This is a genomic window from Leeia oryzae DSM 17879, assembly GCF_000376945.1.
Lineage (GTDB): Bacteria > Pseudomonadota > Gammaproteobacteria > Burkholderiales > Leeiaceae > Leeia > Leeia oryzae.
This window is the reverse complement of record NZ_AQXU01000025.1, coordinates 93,996-117,911: the sequence shown is the minus strand read 5'-3', so window position 1 is coordinate 117,911 and position 23,916 is coordinate 93,996. Positions and strand designations below refer to the sequence as shown.

The 23,916-nt window shown below is 55.1% G+C and carries 25 protein-coding genes; 16 read left to right on the top strand and 9 right to left on the bottom strand.

The genetic code is table 11. The features are described from left to right. Positions 1 to 2 precede the first annotated feature (2 nt). The 5 genes from F552_RS0113975 to F552_RS20145 all read left to right on the top strand — a co-directional run bounded on the left by F552_RS0113975 (position 3) and on the right by F552_RS20145 (position 4,942). The gene (locus tag F552_RS0113975; protein ID WP_018152373.1) at positions 3 to 890 is read left to right on the top strand and encodes an ABC transporter permease; all 888 of its coding nucleotides are present in this window, start codon (positions 3 to 5) and stop codon (positions 888 to 890) included. Then, entirely contained in the window at positions 887 to 1,678 is a 792-nt protein-coding gene (locus F552_RS0113970; protein ID WP_018152372.1) for an ABC transporter permease, read from the top strand. The genes F552_RS0113975 and F552_RS0113970 overlap by 4 nt, the downstream gene beginning before the upstream one ends. 80 nt (positions 1,679 to 1,758) lie before the next feature. Beyond that, positions 1,759 to 2,793 (top strand): extracellular solute-binding protein, encoded by a 1,035-nt coding sequence (locus F552_RS0113965; RefSeq protein WP_018152371.1) that lies wholly within the window; start codon positions 1,759 to 1,761, stop codon positions 2,791 to 2,793. Between the two features lie 116 nt (positions 2,794 to 2,909). Continuing rightward, positions 2,910 to 3,941, top strand: a complete 1,032-nt coding sequence (locus F552_RS0113960) for a histone deacetylase family protein (protein WP_018152370.1) — start codon at positions 2,910 to 2,912, stop codon at positions 3,939 to 3,941. 242 nt (positions 3,942 to 4,183) lie between these two features. Next, positions 4,184 to 4,942 (top strand): substrate-binding periplasmic protein, encoded by a 759-nt coding sequence (locus F552_RS20145; RefSeq protein WP_083917516.1) that lies wholly within the window; start codon positions 4,184 to 4,186, stop codon positions 4,940 to 4,942. Positions 4,943 to 5,026: 84 nt separating this feature from the next. On the opposite strand, the gene F552_RS0113950 is transcribed toward F552_RS20145, so the two are convergent. Then, positions 5,027 to 6,676 carry an electron transfer flavoprotein-ubiquinone oxidoreductase gene (locus tag F552_RS0113950; protein ID WP_018152368.1) on the bottom strand — a complete coding sequence of 550 codons (1,650 nt, stop codon included), beginning with the start codon at positions 6,674 to 6,676 and terminating at the stop codon, positions 5,027 to 5,029. Positions 6,677 to 6,829: 153 nt separating this feature from the next. Next, positions 6,830 to 7,729, bottom strand: a complete 900-nt coding sequence (locus tag F552_RS19440) for a DMT family transporter (RefSeq protein WP_018152367.1) — start codon at positions 7,727 to 7,729, stop codon at positions 6,830 to 6,832. 350 nt (positions 7,730 to 8,079) lie between these two features. Here F552_RS19440 and F552_RS0113940 point away from each other — a divergent pair, with 350 nt between their 5' ends. The 3 genes from F552_RS0113940 (at position 8,080) to F552_RS0113930 (ending at position 10,589) form a co-directional block, all read left to right on the top strand. After that, the gene (locus tag F552_RS0113940; RefSeq protein WP_018152366.1) at positions 8,080 to 9,003 is read left to right on the top strand and encodes a LysR substrate-binding domain-containing protein; all 924 of its coding nucleotides are present in this window, start codon (positions 8,080 to 8,082) and stop codon (positions 9,001 to 9,003) included. 88 nt (positions 9,004 to 9,091) lie between these two features. Then, positions 9,092 to 9,787: a hypothetical protein gene (locus F552_RS0113935; RefSeq protein ID WP_156802335.1), complete on the top strand. Its 696-nt coding sequence runs from the start codon at positions 9,092 to 9,094 to the stop codon at positions 9,785 to 9,787. 217 nt (positions 9,788 to 10,004) lie between these two features. Beyond that, positions 10,005 to 10,589, top strand: a complete 585-nt coding sequence (locus F552_RS0113930) for an SCO family protein (protein ID WP_018152364.1) — start codon at positions 10,005 to 10,007, stop codon at positions 10,587 to 10,589. Positions 10,590 to 10,683: 94 nt separating this feature from the next. Here F552_RS0113930 and rpoH read toward each other — a convergent pair whose 3' ends face one another. The 3 genes from rpoH to rsmD form a co-directional block, all read right to left on the bottom strand. After that, positions 10,684 to 11,541: an RNA polymerase sigma factor RpoH gene (gene rpoH, locus F552_RS0113925; RefSeq protein WP_026182734.1), complete on the bottom strand. Its 858-nt coding sequence runs from the start codon at positions 11,539 to 11,541 to the stop codon at positions 10,684 to 10,686. 198 nt (positions 11,542 to 11,739) lie between these two features. Next, complete coding sequence (locus F552_RS0113920; protein WP_026182733.1) at positions 11,740 to 11,991, bottom strand: YfhL family 4Fe-4S dicluster ferredoxin; 252 nt, start codon at positions 11,989 to 11,991, stop codon at positions 11,740 to 11,742. A 51-nt stretch (positions 11,992 to 12,042) separates the two neighbouring features. Further along, the gene (rsmD, locus tag F552_RS0113915; protein WP_018152361.1) at positions 12,043 to 12,597 is read right to left on the bottom strand and encodes a 16S rRNA (guanine(966)-N(2))-methyltransferase RsmD; all 555 of its coding nucleotides are present in this window, start codon (positions 12,595 to 12,597) and stop codon (positions 12,043 to 12,045) included. A 206-nt stretch (positions 12,598 to 12,803) separates the two neighbouring features. Between rsmD and ftsY the strand changes: the two genes are divergently transcribed. The 3 genes from ftsY to ftsX all read left to right on the top strand — a co-directional run bounded on the left by ftsY (position 12,804) and on the right by ftsX (position 15,467). After that, the gene (ftsY, locus tag F552_RS0113910; protein ID WP_018152360.1) at positions 12,804 to 13,841 is read left to right on the top strand and encodes a signal recognition particle-docking protein FtsY; all 1,038 of its coding nucleotides are present in this window, start codon (positions 12,804 to 12,806) and stop codon (positions 13,839 to 13,841) included. Between the two features lie 76 nt (positions 13,842 to 13,917). Beyond that, complete coding sequence (ftsE, locus tag F552_RS0113905; RefSeq protein WP_026182731.1) at positions 13,918 to 14,571, top strand: cell division ATP-binding protein FtsE; 654 nt, start codon at positions 13,918 to 13,920, stop codon at positions 14,569 to 14,571. Next, complete coding sequence (gene ftsX / locus F552_RS19435; protein WP_018152358.1) at positions 14,568 to 15,467, top strand: permease-like cell division protein FtsX; 900 nt, start codon at positions 14,568 to 14,570, stop codon at positions 15,465 to 15,467. Before ftsE ends, ftsX begins: the two co-directional genes overlap by 4 nt. A gap of 74 nt (positions 15,468 to 15,541) precedes the next feature. Here ftsX and F552_RS0113895 read toward each other — a convergent pair whose 3' ends face one another. After that, positions 15,542 to 16,204, bottom strand: coding sequence for an ATP-dependent Clp protease proteolytic subunit (locus F552_RS0113895; RefSeq protein WP_018152357.1), 663 nt, complete (start codon positions 16,202 to 16,204; stop codon positions 15,542 to 15,544). A gap of 32 nt (positions 16,205 to 16,236) precedes the next feature. Next, positions 16,237 to 17,130, bottom strand: coding sequence for a prenyltransferase (locus F552_RS19430; protein ID WP_018152356.1), 894 nt, complete (start codon positions 17,128 to 17,130; stop codon positions 16,237 to 16,239). Positions 17,131 to 17,305: 175 nt separating this feature from the next. On the opposite strand from F552_RS19430, the gene F552_RS0113885 reads away from it, so the two are divergent. The 3 genes from F552_RS0113885 (at position 17,306) to F552_RS0113875 (ending at position 20,325) form a co-directional block, all read left to right on the top strand. Continuing rightward, positions 17,306 to 18,274, top strand: coding sequence for a LysR substrate-binding domain-containing protein (locus F552_RS0113885; RefSeq protein ID WP_026182730.1), 969 nt, complete (start codon positions 17,306 to 17,308; stop codon positions 18,272 to 18,274). Between the two features lie 98 nt (positions 18,275 to 18,372). Continuing rightward, positions 18,373 to 19,473 (top strand): NAD/NADP-dependent octopine/nopaline dehydrogenase family protein, encoded by a 1,101-nt coding sequence (locus F552_RS0113880; protein WP_018152353.1) that lies wholly within the window; start codon positions 18,373 to 18,375, stop codon positions 19,471 to 19,473. Between the two features lie 72 nt (positions 19,474 to 19,545). After that, complete coding sequence (locus tag F552_RS0113875) at positions 19,546 to 20,325, top strand: ABC transporter substrate-binding protein (RefSeq protein WP_018152352.1); 780 nt, start codon at positions 19,546 to 19,548, stop codon at positions 20,323 to 20,325. 55 nt (positions 20,326 to 20,380) lie between these two features. On the opposite strand, the gene F552_RS0113870 is transcribed toward F552_RS0113875, so the two are convergent. Beyond that, complete coding sequence (locus F552_RS0113870) at positions 20,381 to 20,983, bottom strand: uracil-DNA glycosylase family protein (protein ID WP_018152351.1); 603 nt, start codon at positions 20,981 to 20,983, stop codon at positions 20,381 to 20,383. A 221-nt stretch (positions 20,984 to 21,204) separates the two neighbouring features. Here F552_RS0113870 and F552_RS0113865 point away from each other — a divergent pair, with 221 nt between their 5' ends. Then, on the top strand, positions 21,205 to 22,446 hold the full coding sequence (locus F552_RS0113865) for a lipoprotein-releasing ABC transporter permease subunit (protein WP_018152350.1): 1,242 nt from the start codon (positions 21,205 to 21,207) through the stop codon (positions 22,444 to 22,446). Next, complete coding sequence (lolD, locus tag F552_RS0113860; RefSeq protein ID WP_018152349.1) at positions 22,439 to 23,134, top strand: lipoprotein-releasing ABC transporter ATP-binding protein LolD; 696 nt, start codon at positions 22,439 to 22,441, stop codon at positions 23,132 to 23,134. The genes F552_RS0113865 and lolD overlap by 8 nt, the downstream gene beginning before the upstream one ends. Here lolD and F552_RS0113855 read toward each other — a convergent pair. After that, a complete protein-coding gene (locus tag F552_RS0113855; RefSeq protein WP_018152348.1) occupies positions 23,131 to 23,739 on the bottom strand; it encodes a TetR/AcrR family transcriptional regulator in 609 nt (202 codons plus the stop codon). The genes lolD and F552_RS0113855 overlap by 4 nt on opposite strands. Positions 23,740 to 23,916 lie beyond the last annotated feature (177 nt).

Below are 23,916 nucleotides of genomic sequence, written 5' to 3'. Positions count from 1 at the left end.
TCATGCTATCAGCGTCTGTACGTCGTACCGGCCTGCTAGCACCTACCGTCATCACCCTGTTTGTGTTCATGGTGTTGCCGATGGGGCTGATGGCCTGGATGTCGTTTCTGGAGCCCGGCACCTATGGTGGCGTGCAATGGGGGCATTATTCGGCCAAGAGTTATATCCAGTTCCTGTATGAATGGGATCTGGATGACCAGTTGGTACTCAACACCGATTATGTGGGGATTTTCCTGCGGTCTTTTCTGCTGGCAGGCGGCGCCACGCTGGCGACCTTGCTGATCGGTTTCCCGACCGCGCTGTATATTGCGCTAAAAGATGAAAAAGCGCGCAACCGCTGGATTCTGCTGATTTCCATCCCGTTCTGGACCAACCTGCTGGTACGGACCTTTGCCTGGATGTTGTTGCTAAGAAACGGCGGGCTGGCAGAACAGTTCCTGTCGTCTATCGGGCTCGTCAAGGAAGAGCTCAACATCCTGTATACCCCGACAGCGGTGGCCATCGGGCTGGTGTACTCTTTCCTGCCGTTCATGATTTTGCCCATTTACACCAGTCTGGAAAAAATGGACTGGAAACTGGTCGAAGCAGCGTTTGATCTGGGAGCCAACCGCTGGATGGCGTTCCGCCGGGTGATCCTGCCGCTGGCCATGCCAGGCATTGTGGCTGGCTGCATGCTGGTGCTGATTCCGGCACTGGGGTCGTACTTCATTCCGGAGCTATTGGGGGGCGGCAAAAGCCTGATGATCGGCAACCTGATCCAGAACCAGTTCGGAGCCTCCCGCAACTGGCCGTTTGGGGCGGCACTATCGTTCGCGCTGCTGACGGTGGTGATGGTCACCATGATTGCCTATAACCTGCGGTTTAAACGTGCACCGGGAGCAGACAAATGACAACTTCCGTGAATCCTTTATGGCGCTTCCGCGGCGTGGCGGGTACCGCATGGTTCGCCATGGTGTACCTGTACCTGCCGATCCTGATCCTGATCGTGCTGTCGTTCAACGCCAACAAGGTGGCCACCATCTGGAGCGGGTTTTCCCTGCAATGGTACAGCGTGGTGCTGGATAACCCCAATATCATGCGGGCCGCCAAAAACTCGCTGATCATCGCCTCTTGCGCTACCGTGGTCTCCACCGTGTTTGCCACGCTGGCGGCGCTGGCGATGTCCGGACCGACATTCCGTGGCCAGTCGGTCATCAATGCCATGCTGGGTTTGCCGCTGCTGGCACCGGAAATCGTCACTGCGGTGGCTTCGCTGTTGTTCTTTCTGGCCATCGGCATGGAGCTTGGTCTGTTGTCGGTGCTGGTGGCGCACGTGGTGTTCTGCATCCCGTTTGCCTACATGCCGATCCGTGCCCGCCTGGAAGGCATGGACCCGCGCTATAAAGAAGCCGCGTCCGACCTGTACGCCACCCCTTGGGCCACCTTCTGGCGCATTACCTTGCCTTTGCTGATGCCGGGTGTGGTCTCCGGTGCGATGCTGGCGTTCATCATTTCGTTGGATGATTTTGTGATCACCTTCTTTGTGGCGGGCGCAGGGGCGACGACCCTGCCGGTGTATATCTTCGGCATGATCCGCATGGGCATTACCCCGGAGGTCAATGCCATTTCAGCCATGATGTTGCTGGTGTCCATCCTGTTCGTGATCCTGTCCTGGCTGGTAGGCCGGGTCAAGCAGTAGGTTTTTCGGTTGTGCAGTGAGAACGTGTTTTGCTGTTAACAAGTAGTCATTTCTTGCGTACTTGATGAGGAGAGTCAAAGATGAAACGTCGTGCAATAGCCCTGATGACTGCATTCGCATTTTCTGGCGTGGTACACGCTGGTGGTGAGCTGAACCTGTATAACTGGTCGGATTACATTCCGCTGGATCTCTTGAAAAAATTCGAGAAAGACACCGGCGTGAAGGTTAACCTGGACGTCTACGACAGCAATGAATCGCTGTTGGCTAAGCTCAAAGCCGGCGCAACCGGTTACGACGTGATCGTGCCATCGGATTACATGGTCAAGATCATGGTGGCCGAGGGGCTGCTGGACAAGGTGGAAATCAACAAGCTGCCCAACTTCAAGAATGTCACCGCACCGCTAAACAAACCGTTCTTCGACCCGACCCGTTCTTACTCTGCACCATACATGTGGGGCGTGACCGGCTTTACCTATGACTCTGCCCGCGTACCGGGCGGCAAATTGCCAGACAGCTGGAAGTCGTTCTTTGAACCGCCAGCAGAGCTGAAAGGGCAGGTTGTAGCGCTTAACGACATGAACGACATGTTTGTGGCCGCCTCGCTGTACCTGAAGATCGATCAGTGCACCGAAGACCCTAAGCAAGCCCAGAAAATTCTGGACACCCTGATGAAACAAAAGCCGATGCTGGCCATGTACAACTCTGACGGCACCATCGAACGGATGCAGGCCAAAGAGGTCATCATGCATCACCAGTGGAACGGCGCCGCCCACCGCACCAAAGAGAAACTGAAAACGGCCGTGTTTGTCTATCCGAAAGAAGGCATGCCGTTCTGGAACGATAACTTTGCCATTCCGAAAGGGGCAAAGAACAAAGACAACGCACTGAAATTCATCAACTGGATGATGGCACCAGAAAACATTGCCATTGCATCTAATTTTACCGGCTATAACAACGCCATTAAAGGCTCTGACAAGTTCATGGATGAATCACTGCGCAGTGATCCGGCCGTGAATACCCCAGCAGCCTTCAAGAGCCGGTTTGTACCTAACAAGGTCTGTTCACCCAAAGCCCTGGCCTTGCGTGACAAGGTCTGGACCAAGCTGAAGAAGTAATTTCCCCCTATCCCCGTCGTGACTGAAACCGACTAGCCCCCTGCAGGTCAGGGGGTGACGGGGAGGGCTACGCATTTTTACCGGTAACCATGTTACCCAAGACGACTGGAGAACCTATGCTCAGCATATATAGTGATACCCATCGCCTGCATCACGGGCAGGCTGAATTGATGGACGGAAAACTGCAGCCCTGCTTCGAGATGCCAAGCCGCGCCGACATGGTATTGGAACGGGTAAAAAAGGTAGGTCTCGGTGATGTGCGCGGCCCGGACGAATTTGGCAAGTCGCCATTGCTGCGCGTGCACTCTGCAGCGTACGTCCAGTTTCTGGAAACCGCCTGGGCACAATGGAGCGCGCTGGGGCGTACCCATGATGCCCTGCCACTGGTATGGCCGGTCCGCGGTTTGCGTACAGACCGCATCCCGACTGATATTGATGGCCAGCTGGGGTATTTTGCCATGGACGCTGGCGTACCGATTACCGCCGGTACATGGGAAGCCATTCGCCAGAGTGCCAACGTGGCTCTGACGGCCATGCAAGCCATGGTAAACGGCGAGCAGAGCGCGTTTGCCCTGTGCCGTCCGCCAGGCCACCATGCCGCTGCCGACTATATGGGGGGCTATTGCTACCTGAACAATGTGGCCATTGCCGCCCAGGGTTTTCTGGACCGTGGCGCCAAAAAAGTCGCCATCCTGGATGTCGACTATCACCATGGCAATGGGACCCAGAGCATTTTCTATGACCGTTCGGACGTGATGTTTGTGTCGATTCATGGAGACCCGCTGGTGGAATACCCGCACTTCCTGGGTTTTGCCGATGAATACGGTGCCGGCCCTGGCTTTGGCTTTAACCACAATTATCCGCTGCCGCACGGGTCAGACTGGAAAGTCTATGAAGCTGCGCTGGCTGACTCTGTCCGCAAGCTGAAAGTCTATGCACCGGATGTGTTACTGATCTCTCTGGGGGTAGACACCTTCAAGGATGACCCGATCAGCCAGTTCAAGCTGGAAAACGATGATTACCTGAAAATGGGGCAATACATCAAGGATATTGGCTGCCCGACCCTGTTTGTTATGGAAGGTGGCTATGCGGTAGAAGACATCGGCATCAATGCCGTGAATGTTTTGCTGGGGTATGAGGGGCGATAATCTTCTGCAAGCAGTAGCCGATGTAACTTGTCGTAACCAAGAAAAACCTCACCGATGCGTGAGGTTTTTCTTCATGGTGCCGTCTCTGTCAACGGGTCTGTCAACAGACATTTTGTTCTGACATGCAGGCTGGTGTGCGCATTAATTTCTAACTTACACTTGACCCATGCAGCGGGCTCTCATATGCTGAATATGAATTAATATTATTTAGACATGCCTTTTGAATCTTGCTTGGGGGAAAAATGCGTCGTGGTTGTGTGGCCTTATTACTGTTGTTGACGGGTATGTGTGGCAGGGCAGAAACCGTCGTGATGGCAGGAACAGAGTGGCCACCATATATGGGCGCCACCTTGCCAAGACAGGGGGCTGCCACTGCCGTAGTCACGGCTGCGTTCAAGGCCATGGACATTGATATCCGCTATGACTTCCTGCCATGGCAACGGACCGTACAGGACGGGACAAGCAATCCCAAATATGCCGGCTATATGCCTGCCTATTACTCTCAGTCACGTGCACTCAGTGGGTATATCTCCGAGAAAATTGCTGCCAGCCGGGTCGGGTTTGCCGAACAACGCGCCAAACCGGTTTTCTGGTCAACAGCAAGACTGCTGCCGTCAACTCGTGTCGGGCTGGTGCAGGGCTATGTCAATACGCCTGAATTTGATCGCCGGGCCAGTGACAGGAATTTTTCCATCGACATGGCCGTCTCCGATGAGAACAATCTGACCAAACTTGCCGCCAACCGGATTGATCTGGCCCTGATCGACTTGTATGTGTTCAATTACTATCTGTCGCACTCAGCCTCGCTGGGTGTCAATGCAAAGTTATTGAGGTTCCAGGGGGAAGTGCTGGATGAAAAGCCCGTATATATCTTCTTCCAGAAGACGCCACAGGGCCTGCGCCTGCGTAACCTGTTTAACCAGGGCATTGCCAAAATCAATGCGCAGAAAGTGTTTGATGACGTGATGGCAGAGATGGCCCCGTCCTCATTTACGCCGTAATACCCAAAAGCGGCAACAAACAAAAAGCCGCCCGGTAAACGAGCGGCTTTTTGTTTGCCTATGGCGCCTATTGGGCCGTCTTGCTTACATGTTCGGGTAGTTAGGACCGCCACCACCTTCAGGCACCACCCAGTTGATGTTCTGGGTTGGATCCTTGATGTCACAGGTCTTGCAATGCACGCAGTTCTGCGCATTGATCTGCAAGCGGGATTCGCCAGAGGCCTCCTGCACAATCTCGTACACACCGGCCGGGCAGTAGCGCTGCTCGGGCGCGTCAAAATTGGCCAGATTCACCTTGATCGGTACCCCTGCATCCTTCAGGGTCAGATGGCAAGGCTGGTCTTCTTCATGGTTGGTATTGGACAAGAATACCGATGACAGACGGTCAAACGAAATCTTGCCATCCGGTTTCGGGTACTGGATACGCTCGCACTCGGCGGCTAGTTTCAGCTTCTCGTTGTCCGGTTTGCGGTTGTGCAGGGTCCATGGCGCATTGCCGCCCAGTACTTTCTGGTCGATCCCGGCCAGCAAAGTACCCCACCACAGACCGCCTTTGCTCATCCACGGCTTGAAGTTACGCGCGCGGTGCAATTCTTCGGCCAGCCAGCTGTCTTCAAAACGCTGGGTGTAGCCGGTCAGTTTGTCCTGGCTGCGTTTTGCCACGAGCGCTTCAAATGCGGCTTCGGCCGCCAGCATGCCGCTCTTGATGGCGGCATGGCTACCCTTGATGCGCGGTACGTTCAGCATGCCGGCATCGTCACCTACCAGTGCTCCCCCCGGGAAGCTCAGTTCCGGCAGTGCCTGAATGCCACCCGTCACAATGGCACGGGCACCATAAGCCACCCGACGCCCCCCTTCCAGATACTGGCGGATGGCCGGGTGCTGCTTGTAACGCTGGAATTCTTCAAATGGAGACAGGTACGGGTTGCTGTACCCCAGACCTACTACCATACCGATGGAGACCTGGTTGTTCTCTGCGTGATACAGGAAGCTGCCGCCATAGGTGTCGGTAGACAATGGCCAGCCAGCGGTGTGGATGGCCAGACCTTCCTGATGTTTGGCCGGGTCGATGTCCCACAGCTCTTTGATGCCGATACTGTAACTTTGTGCATCTTTGCCTTCGTCCAGGCCAAAGTGCTTGATCAGCTGCTTCCCAAGGTGGCCACGGCAACCTTCGGCAAACAGGGTGTACTTGCCGCGCAGTTCCATGCCCGGGGTGTATTCGCCTTTCTGGCTACCGTCTTTGGCCACGCCCATGTCGCCGGTAATGACGCCGCGAACACAGGTGCCTTCATCGTCAAACAGGACTTGCGAGGCCGTAAAGCCGGGGAAAATCTCCACGCCCAGTGCTTCGGCTTCCTGCGCCAGCCAGCGGCAGACATTGCCCAGACTGATGATGTAGTTACCATCGTTGTGCAGGGTAGATGGCAGTAGCCAGTTCGGGGCACGTGTCGCTTCGGTTTCGGTCAGAAAGAAGAAACGGTCTTCGGTCACCGGTGTATTCAGCGGTGCGCCTTTTTCTTTCCAGTCAGGGATCAGCTCAGAGAGGGCGCGCGGATCCATGATGGCGCCAGACAGGATGTGTGCGCCAATTTCGGACCCTTTTTCCAGCACGACAACGGAGAGTTCCTGGCCTTTTTCGTTGGCCAGTTGTTTCAGACGGATTGCAGAGGCCAGCCCGGACGGCCCGCCACCCACGACAACCACGTCGTAATCCATATATTCACGTTCCATGCCAGTCCCTTTCCTGCTGTTCAGGTGGTGTTGTTCCGCATTGCGGTATAAACCCAGCCTTTTAGATGAATTTTGCTGAAGATAAGTCTAATTTGACCGCTATTTTAACCGCAATTCGTGATTTAGCGGATAACAATGTTGCGACGCAATTATTCATTTTTTCTGAATACCGGGCTTGGGCTTGTGGGTGCTTCTGGCCAGCATCACCACTGCAAACAAGACCATGACCCCGCCAGCCCCTTGTTGCAAGCTGAAATGCTCGTTCAGGAAGAGGGCGCCCAGCGTGATGGTAACGACCGGTTCAAAGGTCGACAGGATGGAAGCCTGGCTGGGGCCAACGTGGCGCATGCCCATAAAGAATGTGGATACGGCAAGGACAGTGCAGATGGCTGCAATGGCGAGTACCGGCCACCAGCCCTGTGCAGTATTGGGCAGGTGCAGGCCTTCCCTGAAGGCAAACACCGAATTGGTCATAAAGGCCGTGGTCAGGATGATCAGCGTCCCGACCATCGGGTCTCCCTTCAGCCGGCTACCCATGACAATGTAGACAGAATAAGCAACGGCCGCCCCCATGCCCAGCATGATGCCCAGCGGCGAGCCGCCTAACTGGCCATCCAGCGTCAGCAGGGTGCCCAGCAGGGCTATCCCCAGCGGGATGACACGTTTGAGGGTCAGTTTCTCCCAACCCAGTGCAGCTGTAATTAAAGTGACCATGACCGGGAACGTATACAGCAATAAAGCGACTAACCCGCTACTGGCATACTGTAGTGCGCCAAAATAGGACTGGGCTTGCAGGGTATAGAGAACGCCCCCCATGATGCAAAAGCCGATAAAATGTTTGCGTTCCGGCACGCGGCCTTTTTGCAGCAATACAATCGGCAATACCATCAGGGCGGCAATGCCAAAGCGCAGCAGCAGTAGCGATGAACGGCTGACACCATCCGCGTAGGCTAGCTTGGCGAACAAGGCCATACTGCCAAAGCAGGCTGCGGACGTCAGAATCAGGATGATTCCGGCAAAAGTATGTTTGGACGTGTGTTGTGAATCTGGCATGTTTACCCGGCAATGTAGTCACGTTAAGCGTTTTGTCATGAACAAAGCGCATGATATGGCAAGCTAAAATAGCGGCAGGGTCAAGCTGGATCGTCAATGGATCCCAACAAAACCGGTTGCTACTTGTCTACGTTGTCTGGCAGTCAGTGGAAGGTACTACATGTCGCTTGTTATTGTGATGGCGGGCGACTGGCGGTGTAAGTCAGGGGTGACGGCGGTATCGCTACCGCCGGCCCCTGGAGGAGAGAGTCGAGTTCTTGCAAACTCAAAACGGATTCTAAAGACTTGCATAGTGTTGCGCAAACGGATATTTTTGTGCGTGAGACACAAAATTTTAAGGGCTAAGGGTTATGTCTGCACTCCCCATTGCGGCGGTCAGGGTATTTGAAGTGGCAGCACGGCATGAAAGCTTCCAGCGGGCCGGGCAAGAGCTGTTCCTGTCCGCAGGCGCTGTCGCCCATCAGGTCAAGCAGCTGGAAAACTGGCTGGGTGTGGCGCTGTTTTTACGGCAAGCCAGGGGCATTGTCCTTACGCCGGCGGGCAAGCGATATGCAGACAGCATTCGCCCTCACTTGTCGCAAATCGAGACGCTGTCGAAAACTGTGCAAAGTCGCCGGGGGGAAGACCGGCTGGTAACCGTGTCTGCAACACCCAGTCTGGTGACCCGCTGGCTCATGCCCCGACTGGGGCAGTGGCGGGAAAAGGAACCCGAAGTTGAATTAAGGCTGCTGGCATCCGTAGCGCCAGTGGATTTTCTACGTGATGGTACGGATGTGGCTATTCGTCTGGGGAGTGGTCCTTATCACGGCGTCATGTCAGACATATTAATGGCCGAAGAATTTTGCGTTGTCGCCAGCCCGGTTTTTCTCAAAAAGAACAAAAAAATTAATGCCCCCAAAGACCTGATCCATCTGCCATTGCTGTTTGATGAGGCGGAAAACCGCATTCCAGAGCAGATAGACTGGTTCCGCTGGCTGGCTGCGCTGGGGGTCAAGCTACCTGCAGGAACCACCGGTTTGCGTTTCTCGCACACGTATCTGACCATCGAGGCAGCTATTTCAGGGCAAGGCGTGGCCATTGCCTCATTACCAACGGTAATTGATGACATCCGTGCCGGCCGGCTGGTCGAAGTGTTGCCGCAGCGGGTGCGCGGCCCCTATTGTTACCACTTGCTACGACTACCGGATGCAGAGTGCCGGCCTGCCGTAAAATCCTTTTGTGATTGGGCCCGTGCAGAAGCTGTGTCATGCCTGCAACATGCCAGGCAGGGGTGATTATCTGGTTTATTGCAGTGCAAAAAAGCTGACATGGGCTACAGAGGGTCTGTTATAGTTTCTGCTATAACTTCTGGTGGAGTGTCTGGTGCGGATTGCTCATACTTTCTCTGGTTTGCCCCGGCAATGGTGGATGACGGCCGTGCCAGCAGCTTTGCCAGTAGCAGACTGCATTACACCCGCACAGTTGGAAACGTGGCTTGGTGGCGGACCAGGAGTGCTGGTGAGGGTGGGGGACGAGCACTGGCTACAGCCAGAGATGCTGACAGGTGCCAAAGACCTGCTGGTGATTGATGCCCGGGCCTTGTGGCTGGACGACGTACTCACCGATGGCAGGCACTTTCATGAGCGCCATATCGCTTACCTGGACCAGTGTCCGCCAGATGCCTTTACTGCAGGCATGCCGTGGGTGTTGTCGGGGGATGCGGTGGTGTACCAGCGTTTTGTGGCAGCCATTCAGCCATTCTTTGAGGGTGTGTTGCCCTTGTGGTTTGCCGGTCCGGCCGGTAGCGGCCATTTCTTGCATGCGGTACTAGAGCTGTGCCGCTATCGTACGCTGGTACAGTGGCAGGCCTGGATGGGCGATTATCAGGCACCTACACCCGAGCGGATTGCCATGATGTTCCGTCAGGATCGTCATTTATTGCAGCAATTGTTAGGGCTTTCCGAGTATTTCCTGCAACAGCAAACCGGCATTCCCGCCAATGACACACCTGCGTTCGCCTTGCAACTGGCGCAGTGGTGTGTCGATATGCTGCCAAAGTGGCTTGAAGCCATTCAATAACCCCTGTCCTTGCCGAGTGTCGCGACTTCCTGCTGCGACAAATCTCCTCCCGCCAGTCTGCCTGCGTCAACATGTCGCACCGGCATCTCATGCTGAATCACTATACTTTGGGCGGAAACCCGTGCAGGATAACGTCAATGATGGCTGTGCGCTCCGGATGTTGTCCGTTGCATGGTTGGACAAATCAAAACCTGCCAAGGTAAAAAGGAAAACAGGAATGAAGCGATGGTATCTGGGTGGTGTGCTGCTGCTGATCTGCGGACTGCTGATGGCGTGTTCGAAAAAGCTGGATTTCACGGCCTCGGATGTCACGGGGGGCGATATCGGCGGGGATTTCCGTCTGACGGACATGAATGACCAGCCAAGGTCGCTGAAAGACTTTCAGGGCAAAGTCGTGATTGTGTTCTTTGGGTACACCCATTGCCCGGATGTCTGCCCCACCACGCTGGGGGAGCTGTCGCAAGTGGCCAAGAAAATGGGGCCAGATTTCAAAAAGGTACAAGTGCTGTTTGTGAGCGCAGACCCGGAACGAGATACCACAAAAGTGCTGAAAGACTACGTGCATCTGTTTAATCCGGACTTTTTGGCCCTAAGGGCTACCGGCACCGCGTTTGAAGATTTCAAGAAGCGCTACAAGTTTGTGTCTGACAAACATCAGGAGGCGGGGCAGGAAGGGTACTCTGTAGATCATAGCGCGGGCTGCTATGTGCTGGATGCCACGGGCAAAGTCAGGCTATATGTACCACTGGGTTTTGGCGTAGACAACTGGGTGCATGACTTGAAATTGCTGCTGGATGCCTGAGTGGCGGAGGCGTTGTTACTCGCGCAAACCCCAAAATAACAAAAAGCCTGCGAAAGCAGGCTTTTTGTCTTGATGCAGCGTAATGGCTGCAGGATTACACAGCGAGTGCAACCAGCTCCTGCTTCATTTTCTGCAAGGCTTTTACTTCAATCTGGCGAATGCGCTCAGCAGAGACACCATACTCGGCGGCCAGCTCATGCAGCGTAGCGCCGCCTTCATCACCCAACCAGCGAGATTCGACAATGTGACGGCTGCGCGGGTCCAGTTTGTCCAGGGCATTTAGCAGGCCTTCGCCATGCAGGTGTGCCACTGCGCGGTTTTCGATCTGACGGGTTGGCTCGTTATCATGGTCTGCCAGATAGGCGATGGGCGCCACAAAGTCGTCTTCATCCGACTCCAGCGGTTCAATCGAAATATCCTGACCACTCAAACGGGTTTCCATTTCCAGCACTTCTTCCGCTTTGACGCCCAGTTGGTCCGCAATGTCCTGGGCTTCTTTGTAAGTCAAAGAGGCGAAACCGGTTTTCATGCTACGCAGGTTGAAAAACAGCTTGCGCTGGGACTTGGTGGTAGCCACCCGCACCAGACGCCAGTTTTTCAGGATGAATTCGTGGATTTCAGCTTTGATCCAGTGGACGGCAAACGAGAATAAACGCACGCCACGAGTCGGGTCGAAGCGTTTGACAGCCTTCATTAGGCCGATATTGCCTTCCTGGATCAGGTCAGCCTGTTGCAAGCCGTAGCCGGAATAGCTGCGTGCAATGGATACCACAACGCGCAGATGTGACAACACAAGCTGGCGCGCAGCTTCAACATCATTGTGTGCCTGCAGTTTTTCCGCCAGGGAAGTTTCTTCTTCCTGGGTCAGCATGGGCATCTGATTCACGCTATGAATATAGCTTTCCAGGTTGCCGGCATGCAGCGCAACGGGGAGCGTAGCGTTAACGGTCATCAGGTAAGCCTCCATTACATCAATTGTCAGAAGGAATTATTACTTAATCAGTAACAAGTTTAGCACTCTTCACGTCAGAGTGCTAAGTCTGTTTATAGTTCCGTTCGTGACCAAAACTTTTGACGGTGCCATCAAGTGGTGCAGCTAGACAAGGGAGGGTGGCCAGAGGGTATCTGGCCGGGTACTGCCTGCTAAATTTTATTTGCTGCCGTGCATCTTGATGTATTTTGCGTGCAGTTCGTCCTGGCTTTCCTGATGACTAGGGTCATGCGGAATGCAGTCTACCGGACACACTTGCTGGCATTGTGGCTCGTCGTAGTGGCCAACACATTCGGTACATTTGCTCGGGTCGATTTCATAAATTTCTGCGCCCTGAGAAATGGCATCATTTGGACATTCTGGCTCGCAAACGTCACAGTTAATGCATTCGTCGGTAATCATTAAAGACATCGTAAGTTCCTCAACTAAGGTCCGGAGATTGTATCGATTGGCCTGTCCGGTTCAGACCGCTGTTTCGTGGACAAGTTGCAGCAATGCGTAATGCACTTGTCCGGCCTTGCCCTGCCGGTGGATTTCCCATGGTGCGGAAATCTCCGGCAAAGCGGCAGATTCTATATACAGATAACCATGTGGTTTCAGCACCCGGGCTGCGCCAGCCAGTACCTGCGGCAGCAGGTTGGCTGCAAAGGGCGGGTCTGCAAAAATGACATCGAACCGTTCTTGCAAGCCTGACAGTTGTCGCAAGGCATCGCCTTGACGTACCTCAATCATGCGGGCATCCAGTTTTTTGCGATTATCCTGCAACTGGCGGTAGGCGTGTTGATTGAGCTCAAAGGTCAGTACACGCTCGGCAAACCGGGAGGCTGCTTCAAAGGATAATGCACCGCTGCCGCCAAACAGGTCCAGGCAATGCTGGCCGTGCAAGTCCTGCCCCAGCCAGTTAAACAGGGTTTCACGCACCCGGTCGCTGGTGGGCCGCAGTCCGTCCCCATCCGGAAAAGAAAGCAACTGACGGCGCCAACGGCCGCCAATAATCCGGATCTGGTTACGCAACATGATGGATGAATACAACTTCTAGCATGAAAATAGCAGGCTTATGGTGGCGGAGTAGTCAATCGCTCCGTACAATAGCGACTGACAAAACCGTCGCAAAATCCCGTAGGTTGAATGCGACCTGATTTACAGCAACCACTTAAAATTACTTTAATAAACACACCATTATAACCTACCCGGTGAATTGATGGGTGTGATAGGAACACCGGATGTTCAGTTTTTTTAAAAAAGACAAAAACAAAACGCCTGATGCGGGCGTTGCTGCCGATACACCACTAGCCAGCCAGCCAGAACCAGCGGTTGTTACACCCGTTGCCGAGCCGGAAACACCCAGGCTGGGCTGGGCTGCCCGCTTAAAACAGGGCCTGTCCAAGACCCGTCAGCAATTTACCAAGCAGCTGGCTGGCCTGTTTGGCGGCGGGCAGATTGACGAAGCGCTCTACGAAGAGCTGGAAACCGTGCTGCTGACAGCCGACATGGGTGTGGATGCGACACAAAGCCTGCTGAAAACCGTGCGGGATAATGTCACGCTTCGTGACCTGAAAGACCCGTATGCGTTGAAGGCAGAGCTGAAGGATGCGCTGAACGGGCTGATCAAGCCGCTGGAGCAGCCTCTGGACGTCACAACCCATCATCCGTTCGTGATCATGATGGTCGGGGTCAACGGTGCAGGTAAAACCACCAGCATCGGCAAGCTGACCCACTATTTCCAGAGCCAGGGTAAATCAGTCTTGCTGGCGGCCGGGGATACCTTCCGTGCCGCTGCCCGCGAGCAGCTGGCCGCCTGGGGGGAACGTAACAATGTGACCGTGATTGCCCAAGAGGGTGGAGACCCGGCTGCCGTGGCATTTGACGCCATTCATGCAGCCAAGGCGCGCGGCATTGATGTCGTCCTGGTCGACACCGCTGGCCGTTTGCCAACCCAGCTGAACCTGATGGAAGAGATCAAGAAGGTCAAACGGGTGGTGACCAAGGCTGATCCTTCTGCGCCGCATGAGATCCTGCTGGTACTGGATGCCAATACCGGGCAGAACGCGGTACAGCAGGTCAAGGCATTTGATGACGCGCTGGGGCTGAGTGGCCTGATCCTGACCAAGCTGGATGGTACGGCCAAGGGCGGCGTGATTGCGGCAATCGCCAAGATTCGCCCGGTACCACTGCGGTTTATCGGGGTGGGCGAGACGCTGGATGATTTACGCCCATTTGTGGCGAGCGATTTTGTGGATGCGCTCTTTGATGAAGAGTAAACCGGCCAGTTGCATGCCGGTGTTGTCCCATTCTTACATGATAAAAAGACGGTGCAAGTAAGGTGAATGCATGTCATTGATTAAACTGAGCCAGGTCAACAAGCGTTACCCGGATGGCCATCAGGCGTTGCAAAACGTCAGTATGGAAATTGCTGCGGGTGAAATGGTGTTCCTGACCGGCCATTCCGGTGCAGGTAAAAGTACCGTGCTGAAGCTGATGGCCGCGATCGAACGGCCAACCTCGGGTAGTGTGGTGGTGGCTGGCCAGAACCTGGCGACGTTAAAGCCGGTGGCGATTCCGTTCTTGCGCCGTAATCTGGGCTTGATTTTCCAGGACCATAAACTGCTGTTTGACCGCAGCATTTTTGACAACGTGATGCTGCCGTTATCGATTATCGGCTATCCGCCTTCCGAGGCCGCCAAGCGGGTGCGTGCAGCACTGGACAAGGTCGGGTTGCTGAGCCGTGAAAAGGCGTTGCCGATTACCCTGTCTGGCGGGGAGCAGCAGCGCCTGTGCATTGCCCGTGCGGTGGTTAATCGCCCCGGTATTCTGCTGGCCGACGAACCGACCGGTAATCTGGATGCCGAATACGCAGAAGAAATCATGCAACTGTTCAAGGCATTTCATCAGGTGGGTACCACCGTGGTGATTTCAACGCACGATGAGGGCATCCTCTCCCGCTACAGCGAGCGGCGTCTGCATCTGGACAAAGGGAGGCTGGTCGCATGAAAGCATGGTGGTGGGCTCATAAAATGGCACTAGGGGCCAGTGTGCGTGCATTGATGCGCCAGCCCGTGGCGCTGGTCATGACGTTGCTGGTGATCGGGGTGGCGTTGGCCATTCCTGCCCTGTTGTGGGTCTTGATCAGTAATGGCGAAAAAGTGGTGGCCAACATGCCGGTGACACCGCAGCTGACCCTGATGCTCAAGCAGGATGTGCGTCTCAAAGCCGCGCAGCCGCTGATCGAGGGATTGAAAAAGTTGCCGGGTGTGACGGTAGAACCGGTAGACCGTGATGCAGCTTTTCAGGACCTGATCAAGCGCGGTCAGTTGGGCGAGCTGGGTGAAGCCTTGCCGGATAATCCGCTACCGGACGCCATCGTACTGAAATTTGATGATATGGCTGCTCCGGCGCAATACCTGGCACAGCTGGAAGCCAGACCAGAAGTCGAAGAGGTGATTCATGATGCGGCCTGGGTTGAGCGCCTGTATGCGTTTGCTCGCCTTGGCCGTACCATCGTGATCTGGTTGGGTGGGTTGTTGGGCGTCGGGTTGCTGGTGATCATGGCCAATACCGTGCGGCTGCAGATTCTGCTGCGCAAGGATGAAATCGAAGTCAGCCAGCTGATTGGTGCCACGAACCGGTTCATTCGTCGGCCATTCCTGTATTTTGCAGCCTTGCAAGGCCTGCTGGGCGGCGCGGTTGCCTGGGGGCTGGTCACGCTGGCGATTTCACAGTTGCATGGCCCGGTGACAAAGCTGGCCAAGCTGTACGGTACCGACCTGGCCCTGACCGGTCTGCCCTTGCTGGACGGGCTTGTGTTGCTGGTGCTGGTGCTGTTGTTGTCCTGGACAGGAGCGTGGATTGCCGTCACCCGGCATTTGCGATCGTTCATGCCAAAGTAAGGACGATGGATTCTCCATGCAATACATGACAAGGACGCTTTATGCGTCCTTGTTTGTTTGTACCGTATTTTCTTTTACTGTGCGGGTGGCTCGGTCGTAACGACACCAATACTCAGCGCCGTTGCGTTCTCGACTGGCTGGCAGGTTTCTACTGTCAGGTCATCCTTGCAGTGCAGGACCGGGGCATTGAACGGAGGCAAGGGCTGGGGAAAGATGAACAGGCCGCCACCGTGGGTGAGCAGGTCGGCGTGATAGTGGTCCAGCAAGGGTTGGAGTTTGTCTTGCGACTGGGTTTTGAACCAGAGGTTGGACATGGCGGTGACACGCGGGATGGCATCGCCAAAGGTTTGCTCATACGGGAAGTGGATGCCGATGGCTTCTGCTCCCAGTGGCAAGCCGGGGAAAAAATAACGGTTCTTGCCCCCCATGAATATGGTGGCGCAGGCAGAGAGACATTGTCCGGCCACAATAGTATCTACATCGCCACGACTCTTGATGGCACGCCCAAGCGCCATGCCGGTCCATAAGTCGCCACCCGGCGAGTTCAGCAAGGTGACTTTGTGAATCTGCTTGCTAAAGGCAGCGTTGAATTTGACGTAGTCAGTGTCGATGATTTCCCCTTCCAGAAACAGAGTGTCATCGACGGTCTTGAAGGTCATGGCGTTTGCTGGGATACCGTGAGCCAAGACAACTGCCAGCATCAGGGCTTGCCGCGACATGATCAAACGGTTACGCATGTAGGCCACCCCTCTGGATGCAACGACGTAAATCAATGCACCAGCAGCACACCTGCCAGGATAACAGGCCCGATATGGGCCCCGAGCAGATTAGCAATTAGTGCTTCTTTCATCTGCGCAGGTTCCCCTTTGATTTGCCATGTACGGATCAGGCTCCACATTTGTGGCAGCAAGCCGATGACGGCCAGCATATTGAGCCAGTGCTGTCCAAAGAGGCCGCTGGCTACCAGTGCCATAAAGCTGAACTGGATGAGCGCCAGGTAGATCAGGCTGGCTTTGCCTGCGCCCAGGCGCACGACCCAATGATGCTTGCCTGCGGCCTTGTCGGCCTTGCGGTCCGGGTACTGGTTGAGAAACAGGACAGCCGTGGCCTGCAGCCCGAAATAGAGGCTGGCCGGTAATGCGTCTTCCAGCCGGGTGTGCAGCATGCTGGCGAGACCAAATGGGATCAGGCCAAACGCAATTGCGAGAGACAGTTCGCCCAGACCGCGGCTATTGAGCCGTAAGGGGGAACTAGAATAACCCCAAGCCAGTACGATGCCGGTCAGACCCATCAGCCAGAGTGATGGATATCGGGCAAGCAAGGTCAGACCGCACAGGATGGCCAAGCCGAAGCAGACCAGGGCGTTGCGGCGCACCTGTGTTAACTGCAGTATGCCGTTCTGGATGAAGCGGCTACCGCCGGTGAATGGACTGATACGGTCGGTATTCAGCCGGTCTGTGCCGTTATGTTCGTCGGCAACGTCGTTGATCAGATTGGCGCCTGCGTGCACCAGCAGCACCGTGATGATGGCGAGCAAGTCGTCGACCAACGGCAGCGGATGGCCGCTACTGACCTGAAGACCAAGACCCAGCAGCAAACCTGAGAGGCTTAGGGTAAAGAATTGCGGGCGGGCGGACTGGAGATGCGTTGCAAATGTAGGCATGTGGATGATGATCACTTACGTGCAGCAAAGTGGGAATGGGAGGACGAGTGCCAATTATAAACAGGGCAGGCAGGATTGTCTTTGTCTGGTTGGCGGCGGGGCAATTCTGGCTCGTGACGACTAAACGCCGGGTGCATAGTAAACTGACGGTTGTTAACGCCGGATGGTGATGGACATGAAATTTCAGCAAATCAGTGCATTCAAAGCGGTTTTTGAGCTGGGTACCGTCACCGCAGCGGCAGATTACCTGCATGTAACGCAACCGGCCATCAGCCGACTGATTGCTGCGCTGGAACGGGATGTCGGGTTTCATCTGTTTGAACGTATCAAAGGCCGGTTGCTTCCTACCAAGGAGGGGCAGGCGTTTTATCACGAAGTTGAAAGGTCTTTTCTCGGGCTGGATCGCCTGAAAAAAAGTGCCAGGGTGATCAGCCAGCAGCGACTGGGGTCATTGACCATTGCCGCCATGCCCTTGTTATCCAACCTGTTTTTACCCGATGTCTTGATCCGTTATGCCAGAGACGAATCGCCTGGCATGATCAGTTTGCGTACCTTTCGCAGTGAAGAGGTTGCTCAGCAAGTCGCCATTCAGGCATGCGATCTCGGCTTTGTGCTGGATACAGAGTTTGGCGCGGGCGTGACCGGCCTGAAAGTCTCATGTGATTGCGTGTGCATATTACCGCCGGGGCATGTGCTGGCGGACATGCCGGGGGAACTGACCCCACCCATGCTGGCAGGGACTTCGTTTATTCGTAACGAGAAAGATCCGGCTCAAAACCTGCTAGACCAAGCCATGCAGGAAGCTGGCATTCACCAGCAGGATTTCATCGAGGTATCTTTTGCCAGCTCGTTAGCCAGTCTGGTGGCTGGCGGATTGGGTGGCGCGATTACAGACCCGTTTACAGCACATATCGCCCGTAACCAGAACGAGCAGGTCACGATTCATCGTTTTTCTCCCCGTTTACCGTTCGAGTTTTATCTCTTGTTCCCGGCGCTACGTCCGCTTGCCTCCGCCGTGCGGCAATTTCTGACACTGTTTTTCGAGAATGCCAAAGATGAGGGCATTCATCTGCATGTAGCAGAATCGGCATCGGTAAGGGCCTTGTTTGAGTGCAACATGCCATGGGAAGTGACGGAGCCATAACTTTTTGGTATGGGTTGTGCTGATTCTGGCATTTGTGAGGCCTTGGCTGCACTCGCATAATCTTTCCAACACACACGGTTGGAAAGACGGGGTACATCATGCGGGTAACGGTTTTGGGGACTGGCAATGCGGCAATTACAGCCGCGTATCATCAGGCCCGCAACGGGGTGGATGTCTGTCTGTTTGGCATGCCGGGTTATGAAAAGCCGTTGCAGGACATCCATGAAGCAGGCGGTATAGAAGCATTGGCTCACCATGAAGGCAATGCACTGATTCTGCCAGGAAAAGCCAGCCCGCATACCTTGACCACGGATATCCAAACAGCTGTTTCGTTTGCGGATCTGATGATCATGCCGGTACCGTCGTTTGCGCAGGTGCCAGTGTTTCGGCAGATACTGCCATTTTTGAAAAGTGGCCAGACAATCTGCCTCATGCCGGGAAATTATGGCTCATTGGCCTTGAGGCATATCCAGCAGCAGGCAGGCTATGGGCATCTCATGCTGGATTTTGTGGATTGTATTTCCATCCCTTGGGCCACGCGTCTGGTAGGGCCAGCACAGCTGGCCATTTATGGCATGAAGCAGCAGTTGCCCGCCGCCACGCTGCCTGCCAACCGCAGCGAGCCTATTCTGGCGCGTTTATCTTCACTGTTTGGTCTGCCATTTACACCACTGGCTAATGTGATAGAGGCTGGTCTGGAAAACATCAATTTTGGCGGCCATCCATTAATGACCATTTGCAATATTGGTTTACTGGAAAACTTTGCCGGCGACTTTAATTTTTACCGCGACTGCTGTTCACCCTCCATTGCCCGGGTTGCCGACAAGTTGGACCAGGAAAGACTGTCGGTCGGCCGTGCCTTTGGCTTGACCCTGAAAACCGAGCTGGCTGCCATGAATGCGTTGTATGGCACAGATTTTTCCAGTGTGTATGAACTCAATCGAGGCAGTGAAACGCATGGAAAGATTAATTCGGCGCCTGCAAGTGCGGATTCGCGATACATCACGGAAGACGTGCCTTATCTGCTGGTGCCGTGCCTGGCGCTGGCCAGACTGGCTGGGGTGGAAACGCCAGTGCTTGAAGCCTGTGTTCAGCTTGCCAGTACCCTCAACGGGACGGATTACCTGGCGCAGGGCCGGACACTGGACTCGCTCGGGCTGGCTGGCTTGAAGGCGGTGGAAGTCTTGGAACGGTGTTAAAGCGTTGAAACAGTGTTACTGGTTGTGAATTCGCCGGGTACTTACCCGGTATAACAAAGGAGAGATGACATCATGAATCTTAAATCCATTCCGTTAGGGGTGTTGCTCTGCATGAGCCTTGGTCATGTGCAGGCGGCAGAACTTAAAACCATCCGTTTTGGCACCGAGGCGTCATATGCCCCGTTTGAGTCCAAGTCGCCCTCGGGGGAGTTGATTGGCTTTGATATTGATCTGGGCAATGCCTTGTGCGCAGAACTCAAAGCCAAGTGCGAATGGGTCGAGTCCAGCTTTGATGGGTTGATTCCTGCGTTGCAGTCCAAAAAATTTGACGTGATTAGTGCAGCAATGAACATTACAGAAAAGCGGCTGAAGAATATTGATTTTACCGTTCCACTTTATGTAGCGCCTACCCGATTGGTCGCCAGAACAGGCAGCCAGCTCTTGCCGGATGCGAATGCCCTGAAAGGTAAACGGATTGGGGTGTTGCAAGGCTCTGTGCAGGAAAACTATGCCAAGACCGTCTGGTCGCCTGCGGGTGTCGAGGTCGTCTCTTATCAGGACCAGAATCTGGTTTATTCCGATCTGGCGAATGGCCGGTTGGAAGGGACACTGGTAGATGCCATCTCTGCCAGCGATGCATTCTTGAAAAAACCGGCTGGCAAGGGGTTTGCATTCGCGGGCCCAAGGCTGCAAAACCCGGCCATTTTCGGTGTAGGGGTTGGTTTGGGGGTACGCAAGGGGGATGCATCGTTAAAAAATGCGCTGAATACGGCTTTTGCGCGCCTGAAATCCAATGGTACGTATGATCGCTTGATGAAAAAGTATTTTGATTTTGATATTTCCGCGGATTGACCTGCGTGAGCCTCTCTCTGTCTGGTGTTGGCGGAGAGGGGTGGCAGGTGACCCGTTAGCAGGAGGCGCGCAGCGCCTTTTGTACTTGTCGGCGCAGGTACGGAATGACCTCCGTTTCAAACCAGGGGTTTTTGCGGAGCCAGAGGTTGTTGCGCGGGCTCGGGTGGGGCAGGGCGATCATGCTGGCCGGATGCTGTTGCGAATGTGATAGCGTTTGGGCGACCGTCCGGGTGACGGATGTGCTGGCATCTGGCAGATGATAGGCCTGGGCGTATTGCCCAATCACCAGCGTCAATGCAAGGTCAGGCAACTGCTGTAGCAATGGCTGTCGCCAGGTGGTGGCGCATTCCGGCCTCGGGGGCAGATCGCCGGATGTGCCGGTACCCGGATAACAGAACCCCATCGGCAAAATGGCCACTTTGGTCTCGTCGTAGAAGTCTTCTTTCGATATGCCCATCCAGGCACGCAAGCGGTCGCCACTGGCATCATCAAACGGAATGCCGGATGCGTGCACTTTGCGGCCGGGGGCCTGCCCGGCAATCAGGATGCGGGCCTTTTCATGAATCTGCAAGACCGGGCGTGGGCCAAGTGGCAGGTGAGCCGCGCACAGGGTGCAGGCACGTACTTGCGCACATAAGGTGACGAGGGATGTTGTCATTTAACAGTCTGCACGTAAGGGGGTGGGCGTCAGAAAATGTACCATAGCCAGGGCCGGTGTGTGATCTGCTGCATATCTGACCGCATATTTTCTTGACCGCGGGTGGAATTAAGCGGGCGCAGCCTTGTCCTTATCCATGTCGTTTTCCTTTAAACCAGTGTCATCGCGTCTAGGCTTATGGCACACTGGCGACCTGACTCTTTGGTCGAACATGGTGATGTGTGCATTACTTTGAAATTCTGCTGGGGCTGCGCTACACGCGCGCCAAGCGTCGCAATAATTTTATCTCGTTCATTTCGCTGGCTTCCATGCTGGGGATCGCGCTGGGGGTGCTGGCGCTGATTACTGTACTATCGGTCATGAACGGTTTCCAGAAAGACATCCGTGCCAAGCTGCTGGGCGGGGCGTCGCATATCGAGGTGGGCGGCAACCCGCAACTGGACAACTGGCCCCAGGTGCTGGCGGCGGTCAGCCGGCAAGAACATGTGACGGGCGCCGCGCCGTATGTGTTCTCGCAAGGCTTGCTGACCTGGGAGTCCAATGTACGCGGGGCGATGATCCGCGGCATTGATCCGGCCATTGAAGGCCGGGTGGTGGACGTGGGGAGCCACATGCAGCAAGGCCGGCTGGATAGCCTGACGCCCGGCAAGTTCAATATCGTGCTGGGGAGCGAGCTGGCACGGCAGCTGGGTGTGTTTGTGGGCGACAAAGTGGTGCTGGTAGCGCCTGACGGGCAGGTAACGCCTGCGGGGGTGATGCCGCGCATGAAGCAGTTCCGCGTGAGCGGCATCTTTAACATGGATTTGTTCGAGTACGATGCCGGCATGGCGATGATCCATATCAAGGATGCACAGCGGCTGTACCGGCTGGGGGATGCGGTCACGGGGATTCGGGTCAAGGTGGATGATCCTGACCGGGCGCCCGCCATCCGCCAGATGATATTGAGGGATTTACCCAAAGAGGCGTATGCCACCGACTGGACCTTGCAGAACGCCACGTACTTCCGCGCGGTGCAGATCGAAAAGAACATGATGTTTATCATCCTGACGCTGATTGTGGCGGTAGCGGCGTTTAATCTGGTGTCGACACTGGTGATGTCGGTGACCGACAAGCAATCAGACATTGCCATTTTGCGAACCCTGGGGGCCAGCCCGTCCAGCATCATGGGCATCTTCATGGTGCAAGGGACGCTGACCGGTTTTATCGGTACCTTGCTGGGGGTTGTGGGTGGTGTCTCGTTGTCGTTGAATATTGATGTGGTGGTACCGTGGCTGGAGCGTTTGCTGGGGATTCACTTTTTGTCGAAAGAGGTTTATTTTGTGAGCGAGTTACCCAGTGATTTGCATTGGGGCGATGTTGGCGTGATTACCGTCATTGCCTTGTTGCTGTCGCTGCTGGCGACGATTTACCCAAGCTGGCGGGCGTCCCGCGTGCAACCTGCGGAGGCACTGCGCTATGAATAAGCCGGTCATTTTGCAGGCAACGTCTGTTAGCAAGCGGTTTGGCAAGGGGAGTACCGCTGTCGAGGTGCTGACATCGGTGAACCTGACGCTGGCGCATGGTCAGCGGGCAGCCATTGTGGGTGCATCCGGCTCTGGCAAGAGCACTTTGCTGCATGTGCTGGGCGGGTTGGACAAGCCCGATAGCGGGCAGGTGGTGTTGCAAGGGCAGGTATTGTCCGGTCTTGGGGAAGCAGCCCGGGGACGGTTGCGTAACCAGTCGCTGGGGTTTGTGTACCAGTTTCACCATTTGCTGCCAGAACTGACCGCGCAAGAAAACGTGGCCATGCCGCTATGGATTCGCCGCATGGACAAAGCTGCCGCGATGCAGAAAGCACTGGACATGCTGAAGGCGGTGGGGCTGGCAAACCGGGCAGATCACAAGCCGGGGGCATTATCGGGCGGGGAGCGGCAGCGGGTGGCGATTGCCCGCGCGCTGGTGACTCAGCCGTCGTGTTTGCTGGCCGATGAGCCAACCGGCAATCTGGACCGGGAAAACGCGAACCGGGTGTTTGACGTGATGCTGGAACTCAACGACCGGCTGGGCACGGCGCTCTTGCTGGTGACGCATGACATGGAACTGGCGGCCAAAATGCAGGATGTGTTCCGTCTGCAAGACGGGATATTGAGTCCCGTGTCAGCAGGGCACTAGGACAATACCAAGGCTTTGACCAGTGCCTGCATCTCGATGATCATGTGCTGGCGGTTCAGGGTCGGGTCCATGTGACTGCGGACCATCAGGCCTTCAAACAGGGCCATCATCATGTTGGCCTTGGAGGTCAGCAGGGTTTCGTCCGGCATAGGCAACCCCTGTTTCTGGATGGAGATGGCAATCAGGTCGTGCAGTTTCTGGCGGATGGCCTGATCAAAGTGCAACAGGATATCGTGCAAGGCGGTATTGCGGCTGGCTTCTGCCCAGACTTCGACCATCAGGCTGGTCTGCTCCGGGTCGGTGCAGTCGGAAACGCCTTCTGCCATGTGGCTGAGCATGGAAGCGAGCGGATCATCTGCTTCGCTGAAGCGGTCGAACAATTCATTGTGCTTGGCCTGATCCTTCTCGGAAATGGCCGTAATGATGGCTTCTTTATTCTCAAAATAATGATAAATATGTCCCACGCTCATGCCGGCGGCTTTGGCGATGATGGACATACTGGCCTTGTGAAAGCCATATTGGCGGAAACACGTCGAGGCGGCGGCAAGTATCTGCTCGCAGCGCTGTTCGTTTCGACTGGTGCTTTTTGCGGTTTCCTGGTTCATACGGCTCTCCTGAGGGGGGCTATTCTAACGGATTTTGTGCCGGATTTCTGAGTAAACATTTTTTCTATCTGGATGTTTGTCCATATGACATCTGAAAATTTTTTACATTTGTGCTGTTGAACAAAACTATAAACCAATTTAGAATGAACGCTCAATCTAAATTTTGATCTGTCGCAA